General features: G+C 38.1%; 17 protein-coding genes and 1 tRNA gene. 2 read left to right on the top strand and 16 right to left on the bottom strand.

Going from position 1 to position 20,871, the window contains the following annotated elements; genetic code table 11:
• Nucleotides 1-983: 983 nt before the first annotated feature.
• The 10 genes from CLW00_RS15910 to CLW00_RS15955 form a co-directional block, all read right to left on the bottom strand.
• Nucleotides 984-2,054, bottom strand: a complete 1,071-nt coding sequence (locus tag CLW00_RS15910) for a DUF3810 domain-containing protein (RefSeq protein ID WP_106134692.1) — start codon at nt 2,052-2,054, stop codon at nt 984-986.
• Between the two features lie 4 nt (nt 2,055-2,058).
• Nucleotides 2,059-2,643, bottom strand: coding sequence for a NifU family protein (locus CLW00_RS15915; RefSeq protein WP_106134693.1), 585 nt, complete (start codon nt 2,641-2,643; stop codon nt 2,059-2,061).
• 67 nt (nt 2,644-2,710) lie between these two features.
• On the bottom strand, nt 2,711-3,349 hold the full coding sequence (locus tag CLW00_RS15920) for a porin family protein (protein WP_425437976.1): 639 nt from the start codon (nt 3,347-3,349) through the stop codon (nt 2,711-2,713).
• Nucleotides 3,350-3,443: 94 nt separating this feature from the next.
• Nucleotides 3,444-6,218, bottom strand: coding sequence for a carboxypeptidase-like regulatory domain-containing protein (locus CLW00_RS15925; protein WP_106134694.1), 2,775 nt, complete (start codon nt 6,216-6,218; stop codon nt 3,444-3,446).
• Nucleotides 6,219-6,341: 123 nt separating this feature from the next.
• Entirely contained in the window at nt 6,342-6,551 is a 210-nt protein-coding gene (locus tag CLW00_RS15930; protein WP_106134831.1) for a hypothetical protein, read from the bottom strand.
• A gap of 10 nt (nt 6,552-6,561) precedes the next feature.
• Nucleotides 6,562-8,100, bottom strand: coding sequence for a glutamate--tRNA ligase (gltX, locus tag CLW00_RS15935; RefSeq protein ID WP_106134695.1), 1,539 nt, complete (start codon nt 8,098-8,100; stop codon nt 6,562-6,564).
• Nucleotides 8,101-8,316: 216 nt separating this feature from the next.
• Entirely contained in the window at nt 8,317-8,682 is a 366-nt protein-coding gene (gene rplS, locus CLW00_RS15940) for a 50S ribosomal protein L19 (protein WP_106134696.1), read from the bottom strand.
• An 82-nt stretch (nt 8,683-8,764) separates the two neighbouring features.
• Nucleotides 8,765-9,451, bottom strand: a complete 687-nt coding sequence (trmD, locus tag CLW00_RS15945; RefSeq protein ID WP_106134697.1) for a tRNA (guanosine(37)-N1)-methyltransferase TrmD — start codon at nt 9,449-9,451, stop codon at nt 8,765-8,767.
• Entirely contained in the window at nt 9,451-9,981 is a 531-nt protein-coding gene (gene rimM / locus CLW00_RS15950; protein WP_106134698.1) for a ribosome maturation factor RimM, read from the bottom strand. The genes trmD and rimM overlap by 1 nt, the downstream gene beginning before the upstream one ends.
• A 14-nt stretch (nt 9,982-9,995) precedes the next feature.
• Nucleotides 9,996-10,559, bottom strand: a complete 564-nt coding sequence (locus tag CLW00_RS15955; protein WP_146131441.1) for a 30S ribosomal protein S16 — start codon at nt 10,557-10,559, stop codon at nt 9,996-9,998.
• Nucleotides 10,560-10,855: 296 nt separating this feature from the next.
• Here CLW00_RS15955 and CLW00_RS15960 point away from each other — a divergent pair.
• A tRNA-Arg gene (locus tag CLW00_RS15960) sits at nt 10,856-10,927 on the top strand.
• Between the two features lie 248 nt (nt 10,928-11,175).
• Here CLW00_RS15960 and CLW00_RS15965 read toward each other — a convergent pair.
• From CLW00_RS15965 to CLW00_RS15990, 6 genes are all read right to left on the bottom strand, one after another.
• Complete coding sequence (locus tag CLW00_RS15965) at nt 11,176-11,703, bottom strand: PsbP-related protein (RefSeq protein ID WP_106134700.1); 528 nt, start codon at nt 11,701-11,703, stop codon at nt 11,176-11,178.
• 132 nt (nt 11,704-11,835) lie between these two features.
• Nucleotides 11,836-12,300 (bottom strand): hypothetical protein, encoded by a 465-nt coding sequence (locus tag CLW00_RS15970; protein ID WP_106134701.1) that lies wholly within the window; start codon nt 12,298-12,300, stop codon nt 11,836-11,838.
• 111 nt (nt 12,301-12,411) lie between these two features.
• Nucleotides 12,412-13,365, bottom strand: coding sequence for a PH domain-containing protein (locus tag CLW00_RS15975; RefSeq protein WP_106134702.1), 954 nt, complete (start codon nt 13,363-13,365; stop codon nt 12,412-12,414).
• Nucleotides 13,366-14,495: 1,130 nt separating this feature from the next.
• Entirely contained in the window at nt 14,496-16,190 is a 1,695-nt protein-coding gene (locus CLW00_RS15980; protein ID WP_106134703.1) for an InlB B-repeat-containing protein, read from the bottom strand.
• 483 nt (nt 16,191-16,673) lie between these two features.
• Entirely contained in the window at nt 16,674-17,393 is a 720-nt protein-coding gene (locus CLW00_RS15985) for a DUF4328 domain-containing protein (protein WP_170073234.1), read from the bottom strand.
• 496 nt (nt 17,394-17,889) lie between these two features.
• The gene (locus CLW00_RS15990; RefSeq protein ID WP_106134705.1) at nt 17,890-18,762 is read right to left on the bottom strand and encodes an SMP-30/gluconolactonase/LRE family protein; all 873 of its coding nucleotides are present in this window, start codon (nt 18,760-18,762) and stop codon (nt 17,890-17,892) included.
• A 780-nt stretch (nt 18,763-19,542) separates the two neighbouring features.
• Between CLW00_RS15990 and CLW00_RS15995 the strand changes: the two genes are divergently transcribed.
• The gene (locus CLW00_RS15995; RefSeq protein WP_106134706.1) at nt 19,543-20,871 is read left to right on the top strand and encodes a GntP family permease; all 1,329 of its coding nucleotides are present in this window, start codon (nt 19,543-19,545) and stop codon (nt 20,869-20,871) included.

The raw sequence follows: 20,871 nt of genomic DNA on the forward strand, positions 1-20,871 counted from the left end.
ATAAAGTTTTTAGGCTATTGATTTGATTTAAATCTCTGAAAAATATCAAGAAAAAGTTTTCAATTGAAACCCTTTTGTGACTTTTGCTTCCTTTTTGTGGTAGGTCAATTATAGGTTTTTACTTAAAGTACCTGAAACGTTCTGGAATTAAGCAGGTAACATATTTTTTAAATCAGCTGCACTTGAATTATATTTTGACAACAAAAGTGACAAAAGTGGTTAAAAGATAGAGGATGTTTACAGTTGTCAATTAAAAAGTTTTTAGGCTATTGATTTGATTTAAATCTCTGAAAAACATCAAGAAAAAGTTTTCAATTGAAACCATTTTGTGACTTTTGCTTCCTTTTGTGGTAGATCAATTATAGGTTTTTACTTAAATTACCTGAAACGCTCTGGAATTAAGCAGGTAACATATTTTTTAAGTCAGCTGTACTTGAATTATATTTTGACCACAAAAGTGACATAAGTGAATAAAAGGTAGAGGATGTTTACAGTTGTCAATTAAAAAGTTTTTAGGCTATTGATTTGATTTTAATCTCTGAAAAATATCAAGAAAAAGTTTTCAATTGAAACCCTTTTGTGACTTTTGCTTCCTTTTTGTGGTAGGTCAATTATAGGTTTTTACTTAAAGTACCTGAAACGTTCTGGAATTAAGCAGGTAACATATTTTTTAAATCAGCTGCACTTGAATTATATTGACCACAAAAGTGACAAAAGTGATTAAAAGATAGAGGATGTTTACAGTTGTCAATTAAAAAGTTTTAGGCTATTGATTTGATTTTAATCTCTGAAAAACATCAAGAAAAAGTTTTCAATTGAAACCCTTTTGTGACTGTTGTTCTCTTTTGTGGTAAATTATGATTTTTTACTGTTTCAGAACATATACTGTGCACACTAAAGAGCAGATACTAACATAAAATTTACAGATTTTACCCTACTGGTTTAAGAATCAAAGTCAAGAGATCATTCTTTTTTACGAATCCTTACTCATTCAACCTGTTCCTCCATGCAAAAGCCAACATAGGTAACTGCTGATAGCTATTCACACCCGCTTTTACTCCTTGGGTTTTTAGGAAGAGGTCATTAGACTTCCTGCTTAACTCTAGGTTGAAGGGTTTGATGGCTTGTTGAGCCTTTTGAATGGAGAGCAAATCATTGCGTATACCAGCTGGCAAAGTCTTATAAAAATGACTGTAAAGTTCTTTTGACATTCGGTAGAGGTCATTCATCTGATAGCGCAACAACCTTAACTGTCCTGAATACTGCAATAATGCATCATCAGAATTGGAACATATGACCCAGGCGATAAAGTTGGCTTCCCCTTCATCCGTCACCCCATAGCTATGTGCCATTTCATGGGCAATGGTAAAGGGCTTTTCGAGGGGGTGCAAAGTGGGGTCGATATAACTCTCACCTGTATAGGGGAAATAAATCCCCAAAATACCCATTCTGCGCATAAAGCCAGCCGGATAAAATTGCTTGGTCCGTGGTTCACCTGTAAAATTCAATCCCAGCAAATAAAGGTTCTCCCTCATATTTGACCTGACCAATTTTTCCAGCTCAGGATAATCCATGATCTCCTCTACGGCAAGGGTATCTGGCGTGATATTATAGCGCAGCTGATTGCTAATGTTGCGTGTAAGTTCAAGCTCCTGAATCAACTGGGATTCATTGAGCGGTACTGGTTTGAGATCCAACTGTTGAAAAATCGGAAGCCTTTGATAATTATACCCCCATAAAATCAGAAACAAAAAAATCAATGCCCCTAGACTGTTGAACAAAGTCCTGATACTGAAACCTAGTTTTTCTTTCCAGCCTTGTGCTTTAGCGAGTCTATAAATGAAATAAATACCAACTGCAATGACTGATACGACAAAAATGTAAACCGTTGCAAAAGGTAATTGGGAGACTGTTTTATCAATAATGTTGCGTATTCCCGGAAAAAAAGATCGTGAATAAATCTCCTCTGTCTTCTCAGGGTATTTAACAGCAAAATGCCTGACCAACAAACTGATCAGGCCTAAAATTGTCCAGGTCCAATTTCCCTTCAGCACGATATCAAACTCCTTCCGCCTGAACTTCTTTCACTTCATTTGGAAGCATCCTGGTCAGAAGGTTTTGAATCCCTGCTTTCAGTGTCACCGTACTGGAAGGACATCCAGAACAACTTCCCTGAAGAAGAACTTTGACTATGCCATCATGAAAACTGTGGAAGACGATCGCTCCCCCATCTTGTTCCACAGCTGGTCGGATATATTCATCCAAGATGCCTTTGATTTTTTTGACGGTTTCGGAATCATTTTCGTCAAAAAGAGGATCCTTGTCAAAAGAGGCTTGTACTGCAGGCTTTCCACTTTCCAGGTAGGTTCTGATATGATTTCTTACAAAATCCTGTACCTCGACCCAGTCCAATTCTGGCTTTTTGGTGACAGTCACAAAATTGGAAGCGATGAAAACTCTTTCTACAGCGGCAAAATTAAAAAGCTCTTTGGCCAAGGGTGAATTATCCGTACTGGCTGCATCAGGATAGTCAAAACTAATACCATCATCTGCCAACATAAAGTTCACCACAAACTTCAAAGAGTTGGGGTTTGGATTGGCTTCCATGTAAATATGTACAGGTCTTTTTTGTGCTTGAAGCATAATTCCTACGTTTTCTTTGATTGATGTCTTAAATACTAATAAAAAGGGGGAATAGTTCCTTTATGACTTAATTTTGCCATTTCCCTTTTCTAATTTGAAAAAGATAGGTCAAGGTAATCTCTATTGTAGTAGTATTGAGGTCAAATATCCTGTCTTGAGATTCAGGATCCCCAAATTCATAGGAAAACCTACCATCAGCCGCGAGGGTGCTTTTCCCGAATAATTTAGAAATACCAGCACCTAGCGATAAGCCGTACATGAGCCTCTTAGGGTCGTCTCCTGCCTGACCATAGGTGGGCAACTCGACTTCCTCTACATCAAATTCCCTCGTCACATCTCTGGCATTTAAAAGATAACCAAGGTGAGGCCCTAACTTGATGTGAAATCTGCCTGATCTACCAAAGTAAAAATTGGAAAGTAAAGGCATTTTCAGGTAATCCATCTCAGTTCTATTGACCATGAGTTGGTCATTTTCCTGGCTATATCCTAAGGTGATATATTGCAATTCAAACTGTACCCCTGCATTTTTTTGCCCAAAATGTTCGATCACAAAGGAATAGGTTTGTGCTGAAATCCCATCCGAAAACTGTACCGGCCTGCCCAATGCATACCTATAGCTGAGAGAAGATAAGGAGACCCCTCCCCGAACACCTACGCTGGTCTGGGCTTCAGCTAGTAATGGCAAAGCTGTCAACAATAGAAACATCAAGACAATAATTCTGAAAGGCATGCTCAAAAATAAGGATACTTTGGAATTATACATGTTTATGCTGTGGCCATTCTATTTTAAATCTTGTGAATTAATCTTCTTGTTTGGAAGAAATAAGAAAAGTGCCTCTCACAGGCTTCCCTTCTATGTCCAATCCTTCTATGACAAGGTATTTGGGACTATTGGTGTCATTAGTGAAAAATTCAATGGAAGTTTTTCCCGAACTACTCTCTGTCACCATATATGGGTTCCAATACAAAGTGACTCTTTCGTCTTTTTCAGGGAACTCTTCTGCAGTATCATAATCAAATGGCACATAATTACTCGGCATACCAAATCCTTCAATCACCATGCTACTCATCCCAGGAGATCCTCCCAATAACATTGGTGACGAACTTATTCCTTTTTTGAGGTAGATGGCTATAATCCCGTTTCTACCTAAATCACCCATCATAGAACTCGTCCTGCTTACTACTTCTATTCTATCAATATCGTTCGGATTGACCGTTGCTACATTGTTGGCCGCTAAGACTCCTGGACCGGAAGGCATCACAGACCCATCTATCATGACCAAAGGCTCCATTGAAAGATTGGAAGATAAGGCACCGCCTCTGATGCGGATTTCTTGGGTTGTCGTTACAGACATACCCGGCACTTGCGCTTTCAAACTCATTAAGAGGTCTATTACAGTTCCATTGCGGTTGAGGTTTTCTCCCCTGACTACGTGATCAGCCCGACCGTACACGGCATTAGAACTGGCCGACTCTCTTCCCGTCGCTACTTCTACTTGTTCCAATTGGACGACTTCTTCTTTTTCCAATGAATAATCAAAAATAGAAGTGCTGGTTTTGCTAACAGCAGGCATCCTCAAGTGAGATGGAACAAAAAATGGTGGATTCAGCTTTTCGACCAACTTAAACTCTCCGAAGCCTTTCCCCTTTTTGTCAAGGGCCATAAAAGAGAAGTCCATGGGACCATAAAAATCCATTTCTTCCAATTTGAAACTGCCATCTTTGTCAGATTCCAAATCAAACGAGCCCTCAAAATTATTGAGAAACACTGTAAAAGGGGTACTTACTCCTTTTCCCTTATCATTAGAAAATGTTCCGTCAACATTCCATGTAGTTTCCAAGGGATATGAGAATTTGTCCGGAGTGATATGGTCGGGCACGTTGACAAAATTAAAGCTATTTAGGGCGGAAATTGCCGTTGGGTACAGCGTTGCATAATAAGTGTCCCGAACTGAAGCGGAGAGATTTGCAGCCACTGGCCTGCCTTCCCTATCTTTCAGCTCAATATCAACTTTGACTCTTTCTCTTTTACCGTAAGCCTCTTGATCTGAATGAAAGACGACTTTTATATCTCCTTGCTCATCATTTGGCTTCTCAGTAGACAGGATCCTTTCAAATGGACTTAAGACTGGAAGTGTTTTGACGAAATAAGAATCCGGTCCGTAATTTCTGTTCCAGTTTGTGTATGCCCTGATATAATATTCATTTTGACTCAATGAATCAGGAAGGTAAAATTCACCTACTGCCAAGCCATTTTCAATTTTGTACTTTTTCTGCAGTACTACATCTCTTTCCGCCGAGATCAACTCCACATGCAATATCTTACTCAATTCTCTTTTAAACTCAGGATTGGCATATCGGAAATAGGCTTTGAAAAATACAGGTTCCCCTGTGTAATAATAATCCCTGTCGGTATGGAGGTAGACTTTCTCCTGAAGACTTCCCGCATCCTTCACCATTTGGCGCTGTAGTCTGTCGGAAAGATTGGGCCTATAGTCAAAGGGCAGCATACTACTGACCTTTCTTTTGTCCATGTCACCTGAAAAAGTGACATCTTTTTCATTGAGGACCATCCCATTTGCATTGACATAGACGTAATTGCCATTGACTTCTAACCAAGAAATCGGATAAGGCGCGTCTCTATATGTATTGACATTGGAGTAGCCCTTTTCGTAATGGATTTCGATCCTGCCTTTCAAAAATAATTTGTACTCTCCGGGGCGCCTGCCAGCCTGCACCAAATTATCCGGCTTGTATTCCACAATGGAGTTTCCCAACTCATTGGCAAAAACATCTGATCTCAGGTTACGGCTTTCTGAGCCTCCAGCTTTATCTCCATAGAGATAGAAACCTTCTTGGTTATGCTGATTCTCGATCATTGCCCGAAACATGTTTGCAGGCGATTTGAGATAAGTATCCAGTCTGTTACTTTCCCAGTTGGATTTGGTATTTGGATCCAAGGCTTCCATTTCTTCAAAACGGGTAGCTCCTGCGATAATATGAAATTGGGAAGTATATTGAAATTGCTTGAGGTCAAAAGTAAGCTTGTAGCCTAAGGCTGAATTTTCTATTTCAATCGGCTGAATGGCCTCCGCCTTGAAGTTATTGTTGGAGTTGTCCTCAGGAAAATCAATCACCCAAGGATTTGTAATCTCCGACTTGGCTGCTAAGTCATCTGTACCAAGGAAGTAATTTTTAAATTTCCGTAATTCTCTTTCCCAAGACCTGTCCCTTTTAGCTTTGATCTCCACATCACTGAGCTCTTGGTCCAATGAAACCAAGCTAACGTTGACAGTTAGCTGTGCTCCAGGCTTAACGGAGGCTGATTTCTGTACCGCTTCATAACCCATAAATGAAAAGCCCATGTCAAAATCACCCACTGGAACTTCGCTCAAAGTATAGGCACCGTCTAAATCAGTAGTGGTTGAAATGGTAGAATTATTGATAAACACATTACAAAAAGGCAAAGCTTCACCTGACTGCGCGTCTGTCACTTTTCCTGAAATAGTGCCGGTTTGAGAAAAAGTAGTCTGCACCAAAAAAAAAGAGAAAATGAAAAATGCTAGCTGTCTCATGATTTAAAACTAATGGTTACGGCGAATATAAAGACTGGTTTTTTAAAGTCCTAGGAGGTATACTCCATTTCTCAAAAAAAGTTGATCCCAAAAAAATAAGCCAGGGAATCCCTGGCTTATGGTCTATTTCTTTTTTTTCTTACCGTCCTTGATTTCATCTATATCTTCACGGTCCTTCAGTTTTTTATCTTCCACATTTTTGTTGAGAAACTCATTGAGCTTATCTATGGAAAACGAGCTGGAGATTTCCCCAAATGTATTTATGTTCATTTTGAAACCATCCAAATCTTTGTGGACTTTGGGAGTTTCTTCCTTTTTTGGTTTTTTAGCCATGGCCATTCAATTATGAGTTCACTTCAAGGTTATTCAAAGCGTAATCTATTCTTTGAATTAATTCCTCTTTTCCAATTATGCTGAAAACCGCCATCAAATCCGGTCCGGCACCTACACCGGTTGCAGCAAGTCTTACAGCTTGCATAACTTTACCCAATTTGATGCCATTAATTTCTGCGGCTTCTTCTAGTAAAGATTTGGCAGATTCCGGACTTAAATCCTCCGAATAGCCTGACAGTTTTTCCTTATATGCATTCAAGACGGCTACCGCGTCATTATTCCATCTTTTGGAAACAACGGACTCATCAAATGAAGTTGGAGCCACAAACATAAACTTCCCTTCTTTCCAAAGATCTGAAGGAAACGTTGCCCTTTCTTTCATGATATGGGCAATTTTTGCTGCCTTCTCTTTATCGACAGGAATACCTTCTTTTTCCAAATCCTCCAAAAGGAATTCGGCTAATTCTTCATCAGACTTGGCTCTGAGGTATTGCTCATTGTACCATTTGGCTTTGTTGATATCAAATTTAGTACCTGATTTACCTATTCTGTCTATGCTGAAGGCTTCTATCAATTCATCTAAGGTGAATAATTCTCTATGGTCACCCGGGTTCCATCCTAAAAAGGCAAGGAAGTTCAAAAACGCATCAGGCATATATCCCTGTTCTTTGAAACCCATAGCGGTATCGCCAGTGTTGGGATCTTTCCAGTCCATAGGAAAAACAGGGAAACCGTGCTTATCAGCATCTCTTTTGGATAATTTACCATTACCATCTGGCTTGAGCAATAGCGGTAAATGGGCAAATTGGGGCATAGTGTCCTCCCACCCAAAGTACCTGTAAAGCAATACGTGAAGCGGTGCGGACGGCAACCATTCTTCTCCCCTGATGACATGAGTGATACCCATCAGGTGGTCATCAACAATATTGGCCAAATGATAGGTCGGCATGCCATCCGATTTCATCAGCACTTTATCATCCAATGTGGAAGAATGCACCATCACCCACCCCCTGATCAAGTCATTGAGCCTTACTTCTTCTTTTCTTGGAATCTTGACTCGGATCACATAAGGTTCTCCTGACTCAAGTCTTGACTTTACCTCATCCTCAGGGAGGGTCAGAGAGTTTTTCATCTGAGTCCTTGTAATGGAGTTGTATTGAGGTGATACTACGCGAGCCGCGGTCAATCGCTGTCTCATCGCTTCCAGTTCCTCAGATGTATCGAATGCATAGTAAGCATGTCCTTTTTCCACCAAGTCCAAGGCATACTGCATGTACATCGGTTTTCTTTCCGATTGGCGATAAGGCCCTACTGTACCTGGATTCCATGGACTCTCGTCTGGAGAAATCCCAAGCCAAGCCAGTGCATCTTTGATATAATCTTCAGCTCCCTCTACAAATCGGGTCTGATCGGTATCCTCTATTCTAAGCAAAAATTTACCGCCAGTTTTCCTAGCAAAAAGATAATTGTAAAGGGCTGTCCTTACGCCTCCAATATGTAGGGCGCCTGTGGGTGAAGGGGCAAATCGTACACGTACTTCTCTGTTCATGTTGCTTTATTTCTTTCTATTTCAATAACAGATACAAAGTGTTTCTGTTGCTTATACATACAAAATCAAGGGGCAAAGATAGGGAATTTTGAACACTTGGGAAGGTCGGGATAGAATAAACCCAAGCGGATTGCGAAGAATCACTTCTAGGTCAATCCAAAAGTAAAAAAAGGGAACCCGTTGCCAGATTCCCTTTTTTCAAACAAAGTCAAAGACTTATTTTCTGTGTCTGATTTTTTCCTTGATTTTGGCAGCCTTACCTTGACGGCCTCTCAAGTAGTACAATCTTGCTCTTCTTACTTTACCTTCTCTCAACAATTCGATTTTTTCGATAGATGGAGAAAGGATTGGGAAGATTCTTTCAACACCAACTCCGTTAGAGATTTTCCTTACTGTGAAAGTCTCACCGTTAGAGTTAGGGTTTTTTCTTTGGATAACTGTTCCTTGGAACTGCTGGATACGCTCTTTGTTACCTTCAGTAATTCTTACGTGTACATTGATGGTATCTCCAGCTTTGAAAGAAGGGAACTTAGATCTAGCTTCGCTGTATTCCTCTTCTACAAATTTAATTAGATCGCTCATAGCTTTATATTTTTTGTGAACAGCCTTTTGGCCTTCACATGTTGAATAGATTCAATTTTCAATTGCCTACATTTATCGCCTTTTAAGAATTATTACCTTCCAGTAAGTCAGGTCTTCTTTCTTTTGTCCGGCGAACCGATGCTTCAAATCTCCAGGTTTCAATTTTGGCTTGATGCCCTGACATCAATACTTCCGGTACCGTCATGCCGTCATATTCAGCTGGCCTGGTGTATACCGGAGGGGCTAAAAGCCCGTCTTGGAAGGAATCTGTCAATGCAGATGTTTCGTCATTGAGTACCCCTGGGATCAGTCGGATGACAGCATCTGCTACTATTGCAGCGGCAAGCTCTCCTCCTGAAAGGACGTAGTCACCTACGCTTATTTCCCTGGTGATGAATTTTTCTCTGACCCTTTCATCTACACCTTTATAGTGTCCACACAGTATGATTATATTTTGTTTGAGGGAAAGTTCATTAGCCATTGACTGGTTAAAGGTTTTTCCATCAGGACTCATATAAATCACTTCATCATAGTCCCTTTCACTTTTAAGTGCTTGAATGCACTTCGCAATAGGTTCTACCATCATGACCATTCCGGCACCGCCTCCAAAAGCATAATCATCGACCTGCTTTTTTTTGCCCCCGGCATAATCTCTCAGGTTGTGTATCCTGACCATGGCGATTCCTTTGTCTTCCGCTCTTTTAAGAATAGAGTGGGAAAAAGGTCCTTCCAACAATCCGGGTACCACTGTGATGATATCTATGCGCATCAGTCTTCCAAGTATATGTCAAGTAATCCTTCGGGCAGATGGCAGTAAACTTTCTTTGCTGCCTTGTCGACTTTCTGGACAATTCCATCCTGAATGGGTATCAGGACTTCTTTTCCTTTGTGTTCGACTCCCAACAAATCTTGGGTTTCTAGGTCATAAATGACTTTGATTTCGCCGATTTGTTCTTGATTTTGATCAAGCACTTCAAAACCTATTAGTTCATGGTAGTAATATTGATCATCTCCAAGAGTTTCCAATTCGCTAAGTGGGAGATAAAGAGCCGAACCAACCAGTTCAGAGACTTTTTCCACTGTATCGTAATCTTCAAACTTTGCCAAAACTTTGTTTGCATGTTGCAAAACGAAGTGTTCGATAAAGAGAGGGATCAATCTTGATTTCTGTTCTACGAAGACATGCTTGATATCTTCGTAATCTTCAGGATAATCTACGTCTAAAACGACGTTTACTTCACCATGTAATCCATGAACCTTGGCTACATAGCCCAATTGAAAACAATTGTCTTTGTTCATGGGAGATTGAAATATTAAGCTTGAGTTTCTTCTCCTTCAGCTGATGCTTCAGGTGCGTCACCTTCTGAAGAGGCTTCTTCCTCTTGGGGAGCTGCCGCAGCTTCAGCCGCAGCTTTAGCTTCGTCTTCTCTTGCTTTGATAGCATCAAGTCTAGCTTGGTTTTTAGCTGTTTCAGCATCCAAAGCTGCCTGACGTGCATCTGCTTTTGCTTTCGTAAGCTTATCTACCTTACCGGTGATAGCTTCTTCTTTGCTTGCTTTCCAAGCTTCAAATTTTTCGTCAGCTTGTTCTTGAGAGATTGCACCTTTAAGCACACCTATTTGAAGGTGTTTTTTCAACAACACACCTCTGTAAGAAAGCATAGCTTTTACAGTATCGGTAGGCTGCGCACCATTCAACAACCATTTAAGAGCGCGCTCATTGTTGATGTTGATAGATGCAGGGTCAGTGTTGGGGTTATAAGTCCCGATCTTTTCGATAAAGCGTCCATCTCGTGGAGCTCTAGCATCAGCTACTACTACGTCATAGATGGCCATTCTTTTTCTGCCTCTACGCGCTAATCTGATTTTTACTGCCATATTAAATTGATATTTAGTGAATTGATGGATCCCGTCCATCGTGATTTTTGGACTGCAAAGATAGCTTTAATAATTCGAAATGCACAAATGCCTTTAAATATATTTGCTTGAATGAAGGATTATGCTTTAAATTGCGAAGCGAAATGAGAGATTAGAAGCGAGAAGCGAGAGGCGAGAAGCGAGAGACAAGAAGGGAGATACTGGAGTCAAGAGTCTTGATTCTTTTTTCTAGCAACCTTAAAATTGGCTTTTCTCTAGTCTAGAATCTAATTTTTCGCATCTAACAGTCTCAAAATGGCCTCGTAGTTCAATGGATAGAATAGAAGTTTCCTAAACTTTAGATACAAGTTCGATTCTTGTCGAGGCTACACGTTTGATTTTCAGTTAATTAAGGGGTTTTACCAACCCCTTTTTTTGTGGATTTACCCCAACATTGCAGTGGAATTGATTTATTTTTAGGACTGAGAACTTAAAAAAATCCAGTGAACCTCCACATACAGCCTGCCCCGAACCTGCCTATGCCAGCAGGCAGGCTTGATTCGGGGAGACCCGTACTGTCGGTTGTGTGATAGGCGCACCTCGTCCGCGAAATCTGGCGAGGCCGTCTCGATTTTGCTTAGTTTTTATTCAATTTAAAGCTGTTAAGTATCTTTTCACCTTTCAATTTGTAATTATCAAACTGGGTTTCTTCGCAAGTCAAAGTCAACACAAAAGCTTTGTCTCCAACTACCCAATAATTTTGTTCAAACTTCAAATTAAAGTCTCCTTGTTTTCCTGAAAAAATTACTTTATGATAGTTCAAACTTTGATTCGTCACACGTTTACTTTCGATTATTTTTCCATTTGTGATCATAGTTTTTATTTGACCTTCTGAGATTTTAACGTATTCGTCAAGATCTAAATTGTGTCCTGTTAAATCTTGAACAAGAAGATTCACATTTTCTTTAAACTGGTCTTTCTCTGAGGTAAGAGGACTAAACAAGATGAAACTCGTGCCCATTTGTCCTGACTCATTAAGTTCCCAATCCTTTGGATAATTGATTGAGTAGTTATCTTTTTCGATTGTATTCCAATCTTTAGTCTGTCCAAATAGGGATAGGTTAGAAGTTAGAAAAATCGCTCCCCAAATTAATAGTCTATTCATTTTTAATTTGTTTTAATTAAGCACAACGTTTTGCGCATATGGCTTGTGGCGGCTTCCGAAGCGAAATTTTTTCTTTCAATGATAATCTCCATTAGAAGTCAAAACCCGAATTTACGATAATCCCGCCATAAGCTATATGCGCTGTTGTGCATAGTTTTTTATTTCATTTACTTCTTTTTCAATTGTCAAAGGGTCAATTAAATTCTCTTCATATTGAACTTCTTTTTTCGTCTTTTTCCAATACGGAAATAACCAAGTCATCGCGGTTCCTAAATTCTCAAATTCTGAGTCGTTTAAAATAAGTTCTGTTTTGTTTTTATATGAAAAGTTGCCCTTGTAATATTTAGTAATCCGCTTTCTTTTAGTCAGCAAATTGAAAAACCTGTCAATTGCATATTGAATGTCATCATATTCCGGGTCAAAATGTTGGTGTACTAATCCATATCCAACCGTCAGTTCTCTGTCGTCACAAGAAATCCATATTCCTGTTTCACCAATTGTTAGGTGTTCACCGTCTTCATATTCTTTTAAGTCACTCCCGAAATGGTTTTTCAAAAGTCCCTTAATCTTAGAATATATGGCTTGGTGTTTTTTCATTTCAAATTATGCACAACGTCCAACTAAAATGAGTATGCGTCCCAGTTCCTTAAAGCACTGAAATTTAAAGTTTCCACTGTCATATCAAAGGGCTCAGTTCGCATATTCATTTTAGTGTTTGTTGACTACCGTTTTTTTTAAAAGAGGTATCCATTGTTTTTTAAACTCCATATCAACAAAACTGATGTGATTATCTAGGTCTTCTGATTTAATCAAAATATTAGATAACCAAAGCTCAGATTCATTTTTGAACTTCAATACAGTGTATTCATAGCCGTTCCAAGGTGAATTGTTCGAATTTGAAACGAATCGGAAAACCTTGGAGATTTCTTTCTTATCAAACAAGTACTTATCGTTGTTATTAACTACTATGAAACGATTTTCCCCTTTGCTGAAATGAAGACTAAGTTGACCATTCTTTTTAAAATGGTTAATTGTAATTATTATTCCTGGAAGTGCTATCAAAGTACAAAAACCTTGAAGAATTATGAATACAGTTAAATCAAAAGCATTACCAACCATTATATGTATTCCAAGTGGCAAAATAAGGTAAAGGATGCTCCATCCAAACATGTATACTAAGCGCTTCCTGGTAAATTCGTATTGGTATTCAGTATTACCTTTTTTTGAGGAATAAATTTTCTTTTTACCTCTTCCAAATGCTCCGAAAATCTTCTGCAGTAGAGTGGTTTCAATGAGTTTAAACTTGTTAAGAATTTTAAGAAAACCGTTTGTGGATTCAACTGGGAATTTTTCAATTAAGTCCAATACATCATTGTGTGTTAAATCGTATCCTAGTTTAGATTTGTTGATTACTTTTTTATACAAGAATTGAATTGAGAACCTGTTAGATTCATAGCCAGTAATTACTAATTCGCGGTTCCCATGCTCCAAGTTTAGCGAAGGGAAAGCATGAGATTCCACAAGTTCAAGATGCTTTTCCACTTGCTCTTCCCATGGGTATTCCTCAAAAATTGATTTAACCTCAGTAATTTGCTTTGAACCAAGTAATTCATACTCATCTGGTTCATAGTTCACAAATTGTCTTCGAAGAATTATGCTCATAATAGTAGTCAACGTTTACTTTCCACAATAGCGGATAGCATTCCAAAATGGCATGATATCATCAATATTGTTGATATATCTCAATTAAAACTAAAGAACTTTTTATAAATCTAAACTATCCAGAGGACTTTTTATTTGGTCAAAACTCTTTGTTGTAATCTGTCTGGTTTTGGAATTTTCACGCCCCTTAAACCTTAGGATATACCTCAAATCAGTACCGTTTTCACAAATCGTAAAATTTCGTTAGGTGGTATTTCAGGAAACCTTCTGTTAGTCGAAACAAGTAGATATCATACTTCCTTTCAAATAACAGGAAGTTGGTGGTACCTGAGGGGATTATGAAAAAACTTAGAACACGAATTTTACCTTGCAGTAAACCTTGCAGTCAGAGATTGAATGAGACGTATTTTACTGCAATAAAAATCTATAAAAAATTGATTTACAGATACTTAAAAAAATACCTGATAATAGAAGTTTCCTAAACTTTAGATACAAGTTCGATTCTTGTCGAGGCTACACATTTGATTTTCAATTGATTAAGGGGTTTTACCAACCCCTTTTTTTGTGGATTAAGCCCAACATTGCAGTGGAATTGATTAAAAATTGTAAACGAATCTTTGAATTTTAAAATAAAAAAAACCACTTCTTTTAAAAGGTGGCTTTAAGTGACTTTATCAACTAGTTTGGACATGTTCCCCATTTGCGTTTGTTTGATAATTGTAAAATTAGGGCTTATTGGAAAACTCCTTTGGTTCCTTCGGAATATTACGAACACACCGACTTAAAATATTTTGATTACACGGTGGTTCAAAAAAATATTTCTCATTTCAAAAACATTACTAACATACCAATTATTTAATGGCTGCTTAAATTCTGAATTTTTGAAACATGCCTTGCAGATAGCAACCTTTCCTACATCCTATTTCCCCTAAAGGGTGATTAAAATTTGAATGTACTAACATACCAGTAAGATTACTCTCACTTCAATTTTTTGGTTGACTTGGGTATCTTGAAACATAAAACTCTAATCTTAAATTTTACTTAGATCTTTAATATAAATTTTAAATATTTGATTTTTAGTTATAAATATGACTTTGAGAATATTTAGTTTCTTCTTAATCAAATCAAACTTAATTACAAAATCCCGAAAATTTTTCTGGTGATTTTACATATTTCTGCGTCCACGAAAAAGAATTTCCCGAAGTGTGAGTAGTAGAACTAGTAATTACCAATTTATTTCCAATAATTTCGATTACTGTAAACCAATCCCAAATATTATTTTTTAAATTAAATGATATTTTACTTTCCTCTATCTTGAGATTTTCAACTTTGCTATTTTCATCTCTGTACCAAAAATTATAAGGGAAACAACCAGTCGGTTCTTTTGATCCAAATTCCCCCAATTCAAAAATAACGTAATCGTTAAACCCAATTATTCCTGAAAATCCGCAATCACATGGCTCGTAAGATTCATCTCCAACCCAAACTGTATTATGAAAATTTGGTGCCAATAATTCACTTTGACATGTCCCCCATTTTGGTTTTTTTTCTGAGGTTAGAGGAGAGTTTGTAGAAAAATTTTGTGGTTCTGATAATATTTTAGTCACACACCATTTGGAAATATCTTTATTAAACATACTGCCCATAAACATCCAACTCATATCCTTCACATTCCCAACATCCCAATTAGCTATGTTTTGGTTAAAATCACTGTTTTGAAACAATCCTTGCATATTTTGAACCTTACTGACATTCCAAATCCCTATGGGTTGATTGAATGAAGCATTGATAAACATCCATTTCATGTTCACTACATTACTTACATCCCAACTTTGAATGTTATGATTTACTCCCCATATAAAAAGCCCTTGATCATTATCCGTACTTAAATCAGTCACCAAAGAAGTGCATAGTTTTGACAAATCAGATTTTTCTGCTATTCTCTTCCTTAACAAAAGATTATCTACTGCTTCATATTCAATACTATTAATTAAGCCTTTTTCCCCAACTTGAGAATTTGGACACAAGCATGTTATACCGTTTGGGTGAAGGGAAAAATTACTATTTAAAGAAATTTGTACAAATTTTGCCAACACATTTTTCCCTTTATCAACAGTTATTATCTCAGGTACCTCAACTCCACTTAAATCCCCTCCCCAGCTTTCAAACTCCCATCCTTCTTTTGGTTTTGGTGTAAGTTCAACAGTTGTTCCGTGAGGGTATTCTCTACCCAAAGGGTTGATTACTATTCTTTCTTCAATCGTTCCCTCACCTTCAATTGTAATTTTGAGTGGATAGTCTCTTCTTTTAAATTTTACAGTCACATTTTTTTCTTTATCAAGTGTAATAATTTTAGGAGATTCAGTTCCAGTTAAATCTCCTCCCCAACTTTCAAATAGCCATCCTTCTTTTGGTTTTGGTGCAAGCTCAACGGTTGTCCCGTGAGGATATTCTCTTCCCGAAGGGTTGGTTACTATTCTTTCTTCTACCGTTCCTTCACCTTCAATGGTAATGTTAAGTGGGTAATTTCTTTTTTGAAATAGTGCAACTACTGATTTGTTGGAGTTCATTGTAATCTGAAGTGGAGTGGAACTTCCACTTACATCACCTCCCCAACTTTCAAATAGCCATCCTTCATTTGGTGCGGGTGTTAGCGTCACTTCTTCTCCTTCTTTATAGTCAAAAGATTGAGGTGAAATATTGATTTTCCCACCATCTTCGGGTATTACGATAGTAGTTAGATCATAAGTAGGTATTGGATCTTCAGTTTCACAGGAACTGAATACAACTGTTAAAATTAAAAGTAAGGATATGTATTTTCTCATCAGAAGTAAATTCAATAAACAGAATTATCATATCCTGTCAGTTTTTTTGTTCTGAAATTTAGTGTTTTAGGTTAAATTATCTATTATTTACCTATTTATTTTGGATTTGACTTATTCCATGTATTCTGAACCACTTGTTCAATACGGGTTGGTGTTACTTGGAGGAAGTCGGAATATCTAAGTTTTCATTCAACTTGATTGTTTTTTTCACTAAGAATAAACTGGAGAATCGTATCAATTGACCCAAACATATTTTAAATAATTGGAAGTGGGTGATACCTGAGGGGATGATGAAAAGTACATTACAGTTTCTTAATCAATTTTTTGGATTGATGCTTCAAAACTTGATTTGAAAACCTAATGTTTGATTAACCACTAAACTGTCATTGGAACACGAAACCCCGCCTTAGGGGTAGGTGCTGGTATGCTGTCGGATTTATTGTCTATGCTGATTTTCGTTAAATATTAGTACGTTAGCCTGCATTACGCTTTCACAATATTCCCACCAGATTTTTTTACTTCGTCAGCTAGCTTAGTCTCCATTTTTGATAATTTATAAACAATAAAAATTACCAATAAACCTTCTGGAATTTGCATTATGTCAGAAATTAAAGTTGCAGTCGAACTTTCAATTAGCTGTTCAATTGTGTCTTGCTTGAATGCGGTCCTAAGTACATACCTACCTATGAAATTTGATATGACAAACAATGCCCACCAAAATCCAATTATTAGTCCACCACTTTTCATTACGTATGTTGGGTCAAACTTTTTGATTTTATATTGTGTCTCTGTCCAAATTTCATTCATTATCTGCACAGGTCTGTAAAACCAAACAATAGGAATAATCCAAGTCCAAACTGCCATCGTTTCTTTATGTTTAATATAAGTAATTCCGGCTCTATGTAAGTTCCCATACGCCCTTCTAAACCAATTCAAAAAGACAACAATTGAACCTATATAAAGTCCAAATTGGAAAAGTCCGATTATCCCTTGTAACAAATCACTCAGATTTGCTTCTTCTTCAGAAACAAATTCACCGATTTGAGCATTTTTTAATATTCGCAGTTCATTATAGCCTGTCAACAGACCAACTAATGTTAATACAGTCAAAACCCAAAATACAGTCAATAGTGTTTTTGCTCTTTTGGAATTGTCTTTAAGTTCAATTTTTTCTTCTTGATGATTGATTTTGATTTCGTTCATTAGGTTCAAATATGGTGGCAACATCTACTTCCCACAATAGTGTAAAGCATTCCAAAATGGCATGATATCATCAATATTGTTGATATATTTTAATTAAAACTAAAGAACTTTTTATAAATCTAAACTATCCAGAGGGCTTTTTATTTGATCAAAACTTTTTGTTGTAATCTGTCTGGTTTTTGACTTTCATAACCTAGAGGACTTTGGATATACCTCAAATCAAAACCGTCTTCACAAATCGTGTGTTCCCGATAGGTAGTGTTTTAGAGAACCTTCTTGATAGTCGAAGTAAGAAGATCCATTCTGAGAAGATGGCGGAAATTTGACAAGAAACGATAAGATCCAAGTCAAATACTTCCTTTCAATAACAGCAAGTTGGTGGTTCCTGAGGGGATGGTGAAAAAACTTAGAATACGAAAATCACATTGCCGTAATCCTTGCAGTCATAGATACAATGAGACGTATTTTACTGCAATAAAAATTCATAAATGATTGATTAGAATTGACACAAATTCGCCAAAAATCCTTCCGTATCAGTCTCTACACAAAATACATCACCACTTAAGGGAAACGCCTTCAACTGGTCTGCACTCAGATTTTCCTTGGCTGTGGTAATATACAGGGTGGACAAATTTTCACCTCCAAAACAGCATGATGTCACATGCGGCGCCGGGACAATTACCTTTTGCAGCAATTTACCATTGTTTGGATTCCATCTGAAAATACCGCCTCCACCGTAATGTGCCACCCATAACATCCCCTCTTTATCGATACACATACCATCAGGAGTACCTAAGTCTTTTGAAATCTTTACTGCCACACTTCCACTGGATATTTCTCCTTTTTCCAAATCAAAATCATAAACCACAATTTGCTGACTTGGACTGTCGATGTAATAAAAAGTCTTATGGTCCTGGGCCCATGCCATGCCATTGGAGATTGTAACCCCCTCTATCATCTTTTTTGGTTTCAGGTTTGAATCAATCTTATATAGGCTTCCAACACCATGAGTAATTTTGGTACTCATTGTACCTGCCCACAGTCTGCCATGCGCATCACACTTGCCATCATTGAACCGGATTTCTGGATTGTCATCATCTACGGACAGCAGATCTTGAACTTTACCACTTTTTTCGTCAAATCCCAACAAACTGTTATCCTTTGCCAGTATCAACTGCCCTTTTTGTCCCTTTAAGACCATGGGCAATCTCCCCTGAAAATCCCAGGTGTTTACCTTCCCTTCTTGAAAATCAAACTTGAATAATCTTCCTCCTTCAATATCCACCCAATAGAGACTGCCATTTTCTTGATCATAAAATGGGCTTTCTCCCAGTGTACATTGTGAAGGGTAAAAATGATCAGCATTCATAAATAATTGTTTAAATCTTTGGTCTTTTAAGCCTTATCTACAAGCATGCTGATAAAGATAAATCAGCTTTATCATTAAGTGAAGTGAAAGCAAGCATTTTGATTGTGATTTTACGATGTAGCATGCTTTATAAATTTGTATCCGGATGTTTGCACCTATGGAGCCGAAAATCAAACATTGAGCTTTACCCTAACCTTTAAAATGGGGAAAAGCAGGGGAGAAATGAGGAAGTTTTTGAAGCCGTGAGTGGAGACGTTGTATCGAATTTCCACCGCACTTTAGCCGGTGGTGAAAGCTGAATCTGTGAGTAACCGGACTTTAGTCGAAAATGATTTCGGCTGAAGCCTGTTCCCCTTTTCTAAGAGCCAGAACCACCGCATAAATGCGATGGAAATTTCAGGGGAACGCCCCTGTAAAACGGTAATTCTAAAGAGCAGCTTTATGATAACCCTGACTTTCTGCGAAAATCTGAAAGATCTGAGAAAGGAAATCAAAAAGTATCAACGAAACAAAAAAGCTACTTGAAATTGAACATTGAGAACGGTATGAAACAATAGCCTACTTCGTGCACTTTAGCGGATACACATAATTTAAAATTTAGGTAATTGCCAATCAAACAATCAACTAACTCTAATAAAACCAAATATACTATTTGCCATTCCTCAAAATAAAAAGGGAATCTTTCATTCCACTTAAAAGAATAATTATCTTGTTTTTTGAAGTACACATGCCGAGGCCTTGCCTTTCAATCAAACCTAGCAATACAACCCAGAACCTGACATGATACTGATTCTAACTATTCTATTGGCATTGGCAATTATCCTTATTGCCATTGTAAAATTCGACATCCATCCTTTCTTGGCCCTTTTCGGTACCGCCATCATTTATGGCTTGATTGCCGGTATGCCGGGTGAATTGATCTTGCAGTCAATTTCAGAGGGATTTGGCGGGGTGTTGGGCAGTATTGGACTTTTGATTTTGCTCGGAGTCATCATGGGTACATTTCTTGAAAAAACAGGTGGTGCCATAGTCATTGCTGAGAAAATCCTCCGGTGGATAGGTGAAAAATCAGTTACGACAGCCATGCTGGTAAGTGGTTATATCCTTTCGATTCCAGTCTTTGGAGATTCAGTTTTCATCATGATGAACCCTATTTCCAAATCACTTTCGCTAAAAAGCAAGACCCCTTATGCAGCCACTACCATCGCCATCGCTTTAGGCGCAACTGCTTCTCATAGTTTAGTCCCCCCCACTCCAGGACCTATCGCCACTGCAGGAATCATGGAGGCGGATTTGGGAATGGTGATATTCTGGGGTTTTCTGATCAGCTTGGTAACCTTGGTTCCCAGTTATTTTTTCATCAAAAAATATGTTACCAAAATAGACCTTAAGCCTCAAGTGGCTAAGGTAGAAGCTGAAGAAGCCAAAATTATATTTCCATCTGCCTTTAAATCTTTCCTTCCGATTACTGTCCCATTGGTTTTGATCATTGTGGCATCCATTGCAAAATATCCTTCAAAACCATTTGGAGAGGGTGCTTTCTACACAATCATGCAGTTTATCGGTAGTCCTGTAATTGCTTTGTTTTTAGGTGTCTTTTTGACTTTTTTGCTCCCAAAGAAGTTTGACAAAAGATTACTTTCTGCTTCGGGTTGGTTTGGTGAGGCCATATTGATTGCCGCTCCTGTTATCCTGATTACCGGTGCGGGCGGTGTTTTTGGAAAGATGCTGCAAAATTCCGGTATCGGGGAAATGGTGAGTGCCAATATGAGCAATGCCAGTTGGGGGATATTCCTTCCCTTTATTATTGCTTTTTCACTTAAAACAGCCCAAGGTTCCTCTACAGTGGCTATGATAACCACAGCTTCAATTGTTGCTCCGCTCTTGGGTTCTCTTGGACTAGACTCTGAGACCATGCGGGTTTTTGCAGTGTTGGCGACGGGTGCTGGCGCAATAGCCATTTCCCATGCCAATGACAGTTTTTTCTGGGCAGTCACCCAACTTTCAGGCTTGACTATCAAACAGGGAAATCAATCCCATAGTTTGGGCACACTGATCATGTCGCTCACGGCTATATCGTTAATTTATTTGATTACCCTGTTTGTATAA

Source organism: Mongoliibacter ruber (genome assembly GCF_003003005.1).
Classification (GTDB): Bacteria; Bacteroidota; Bacteroidia; order Cytophagales; family Cyclobacteriaceae; genus Mongoliibacter; species Mongoliibacter ruber.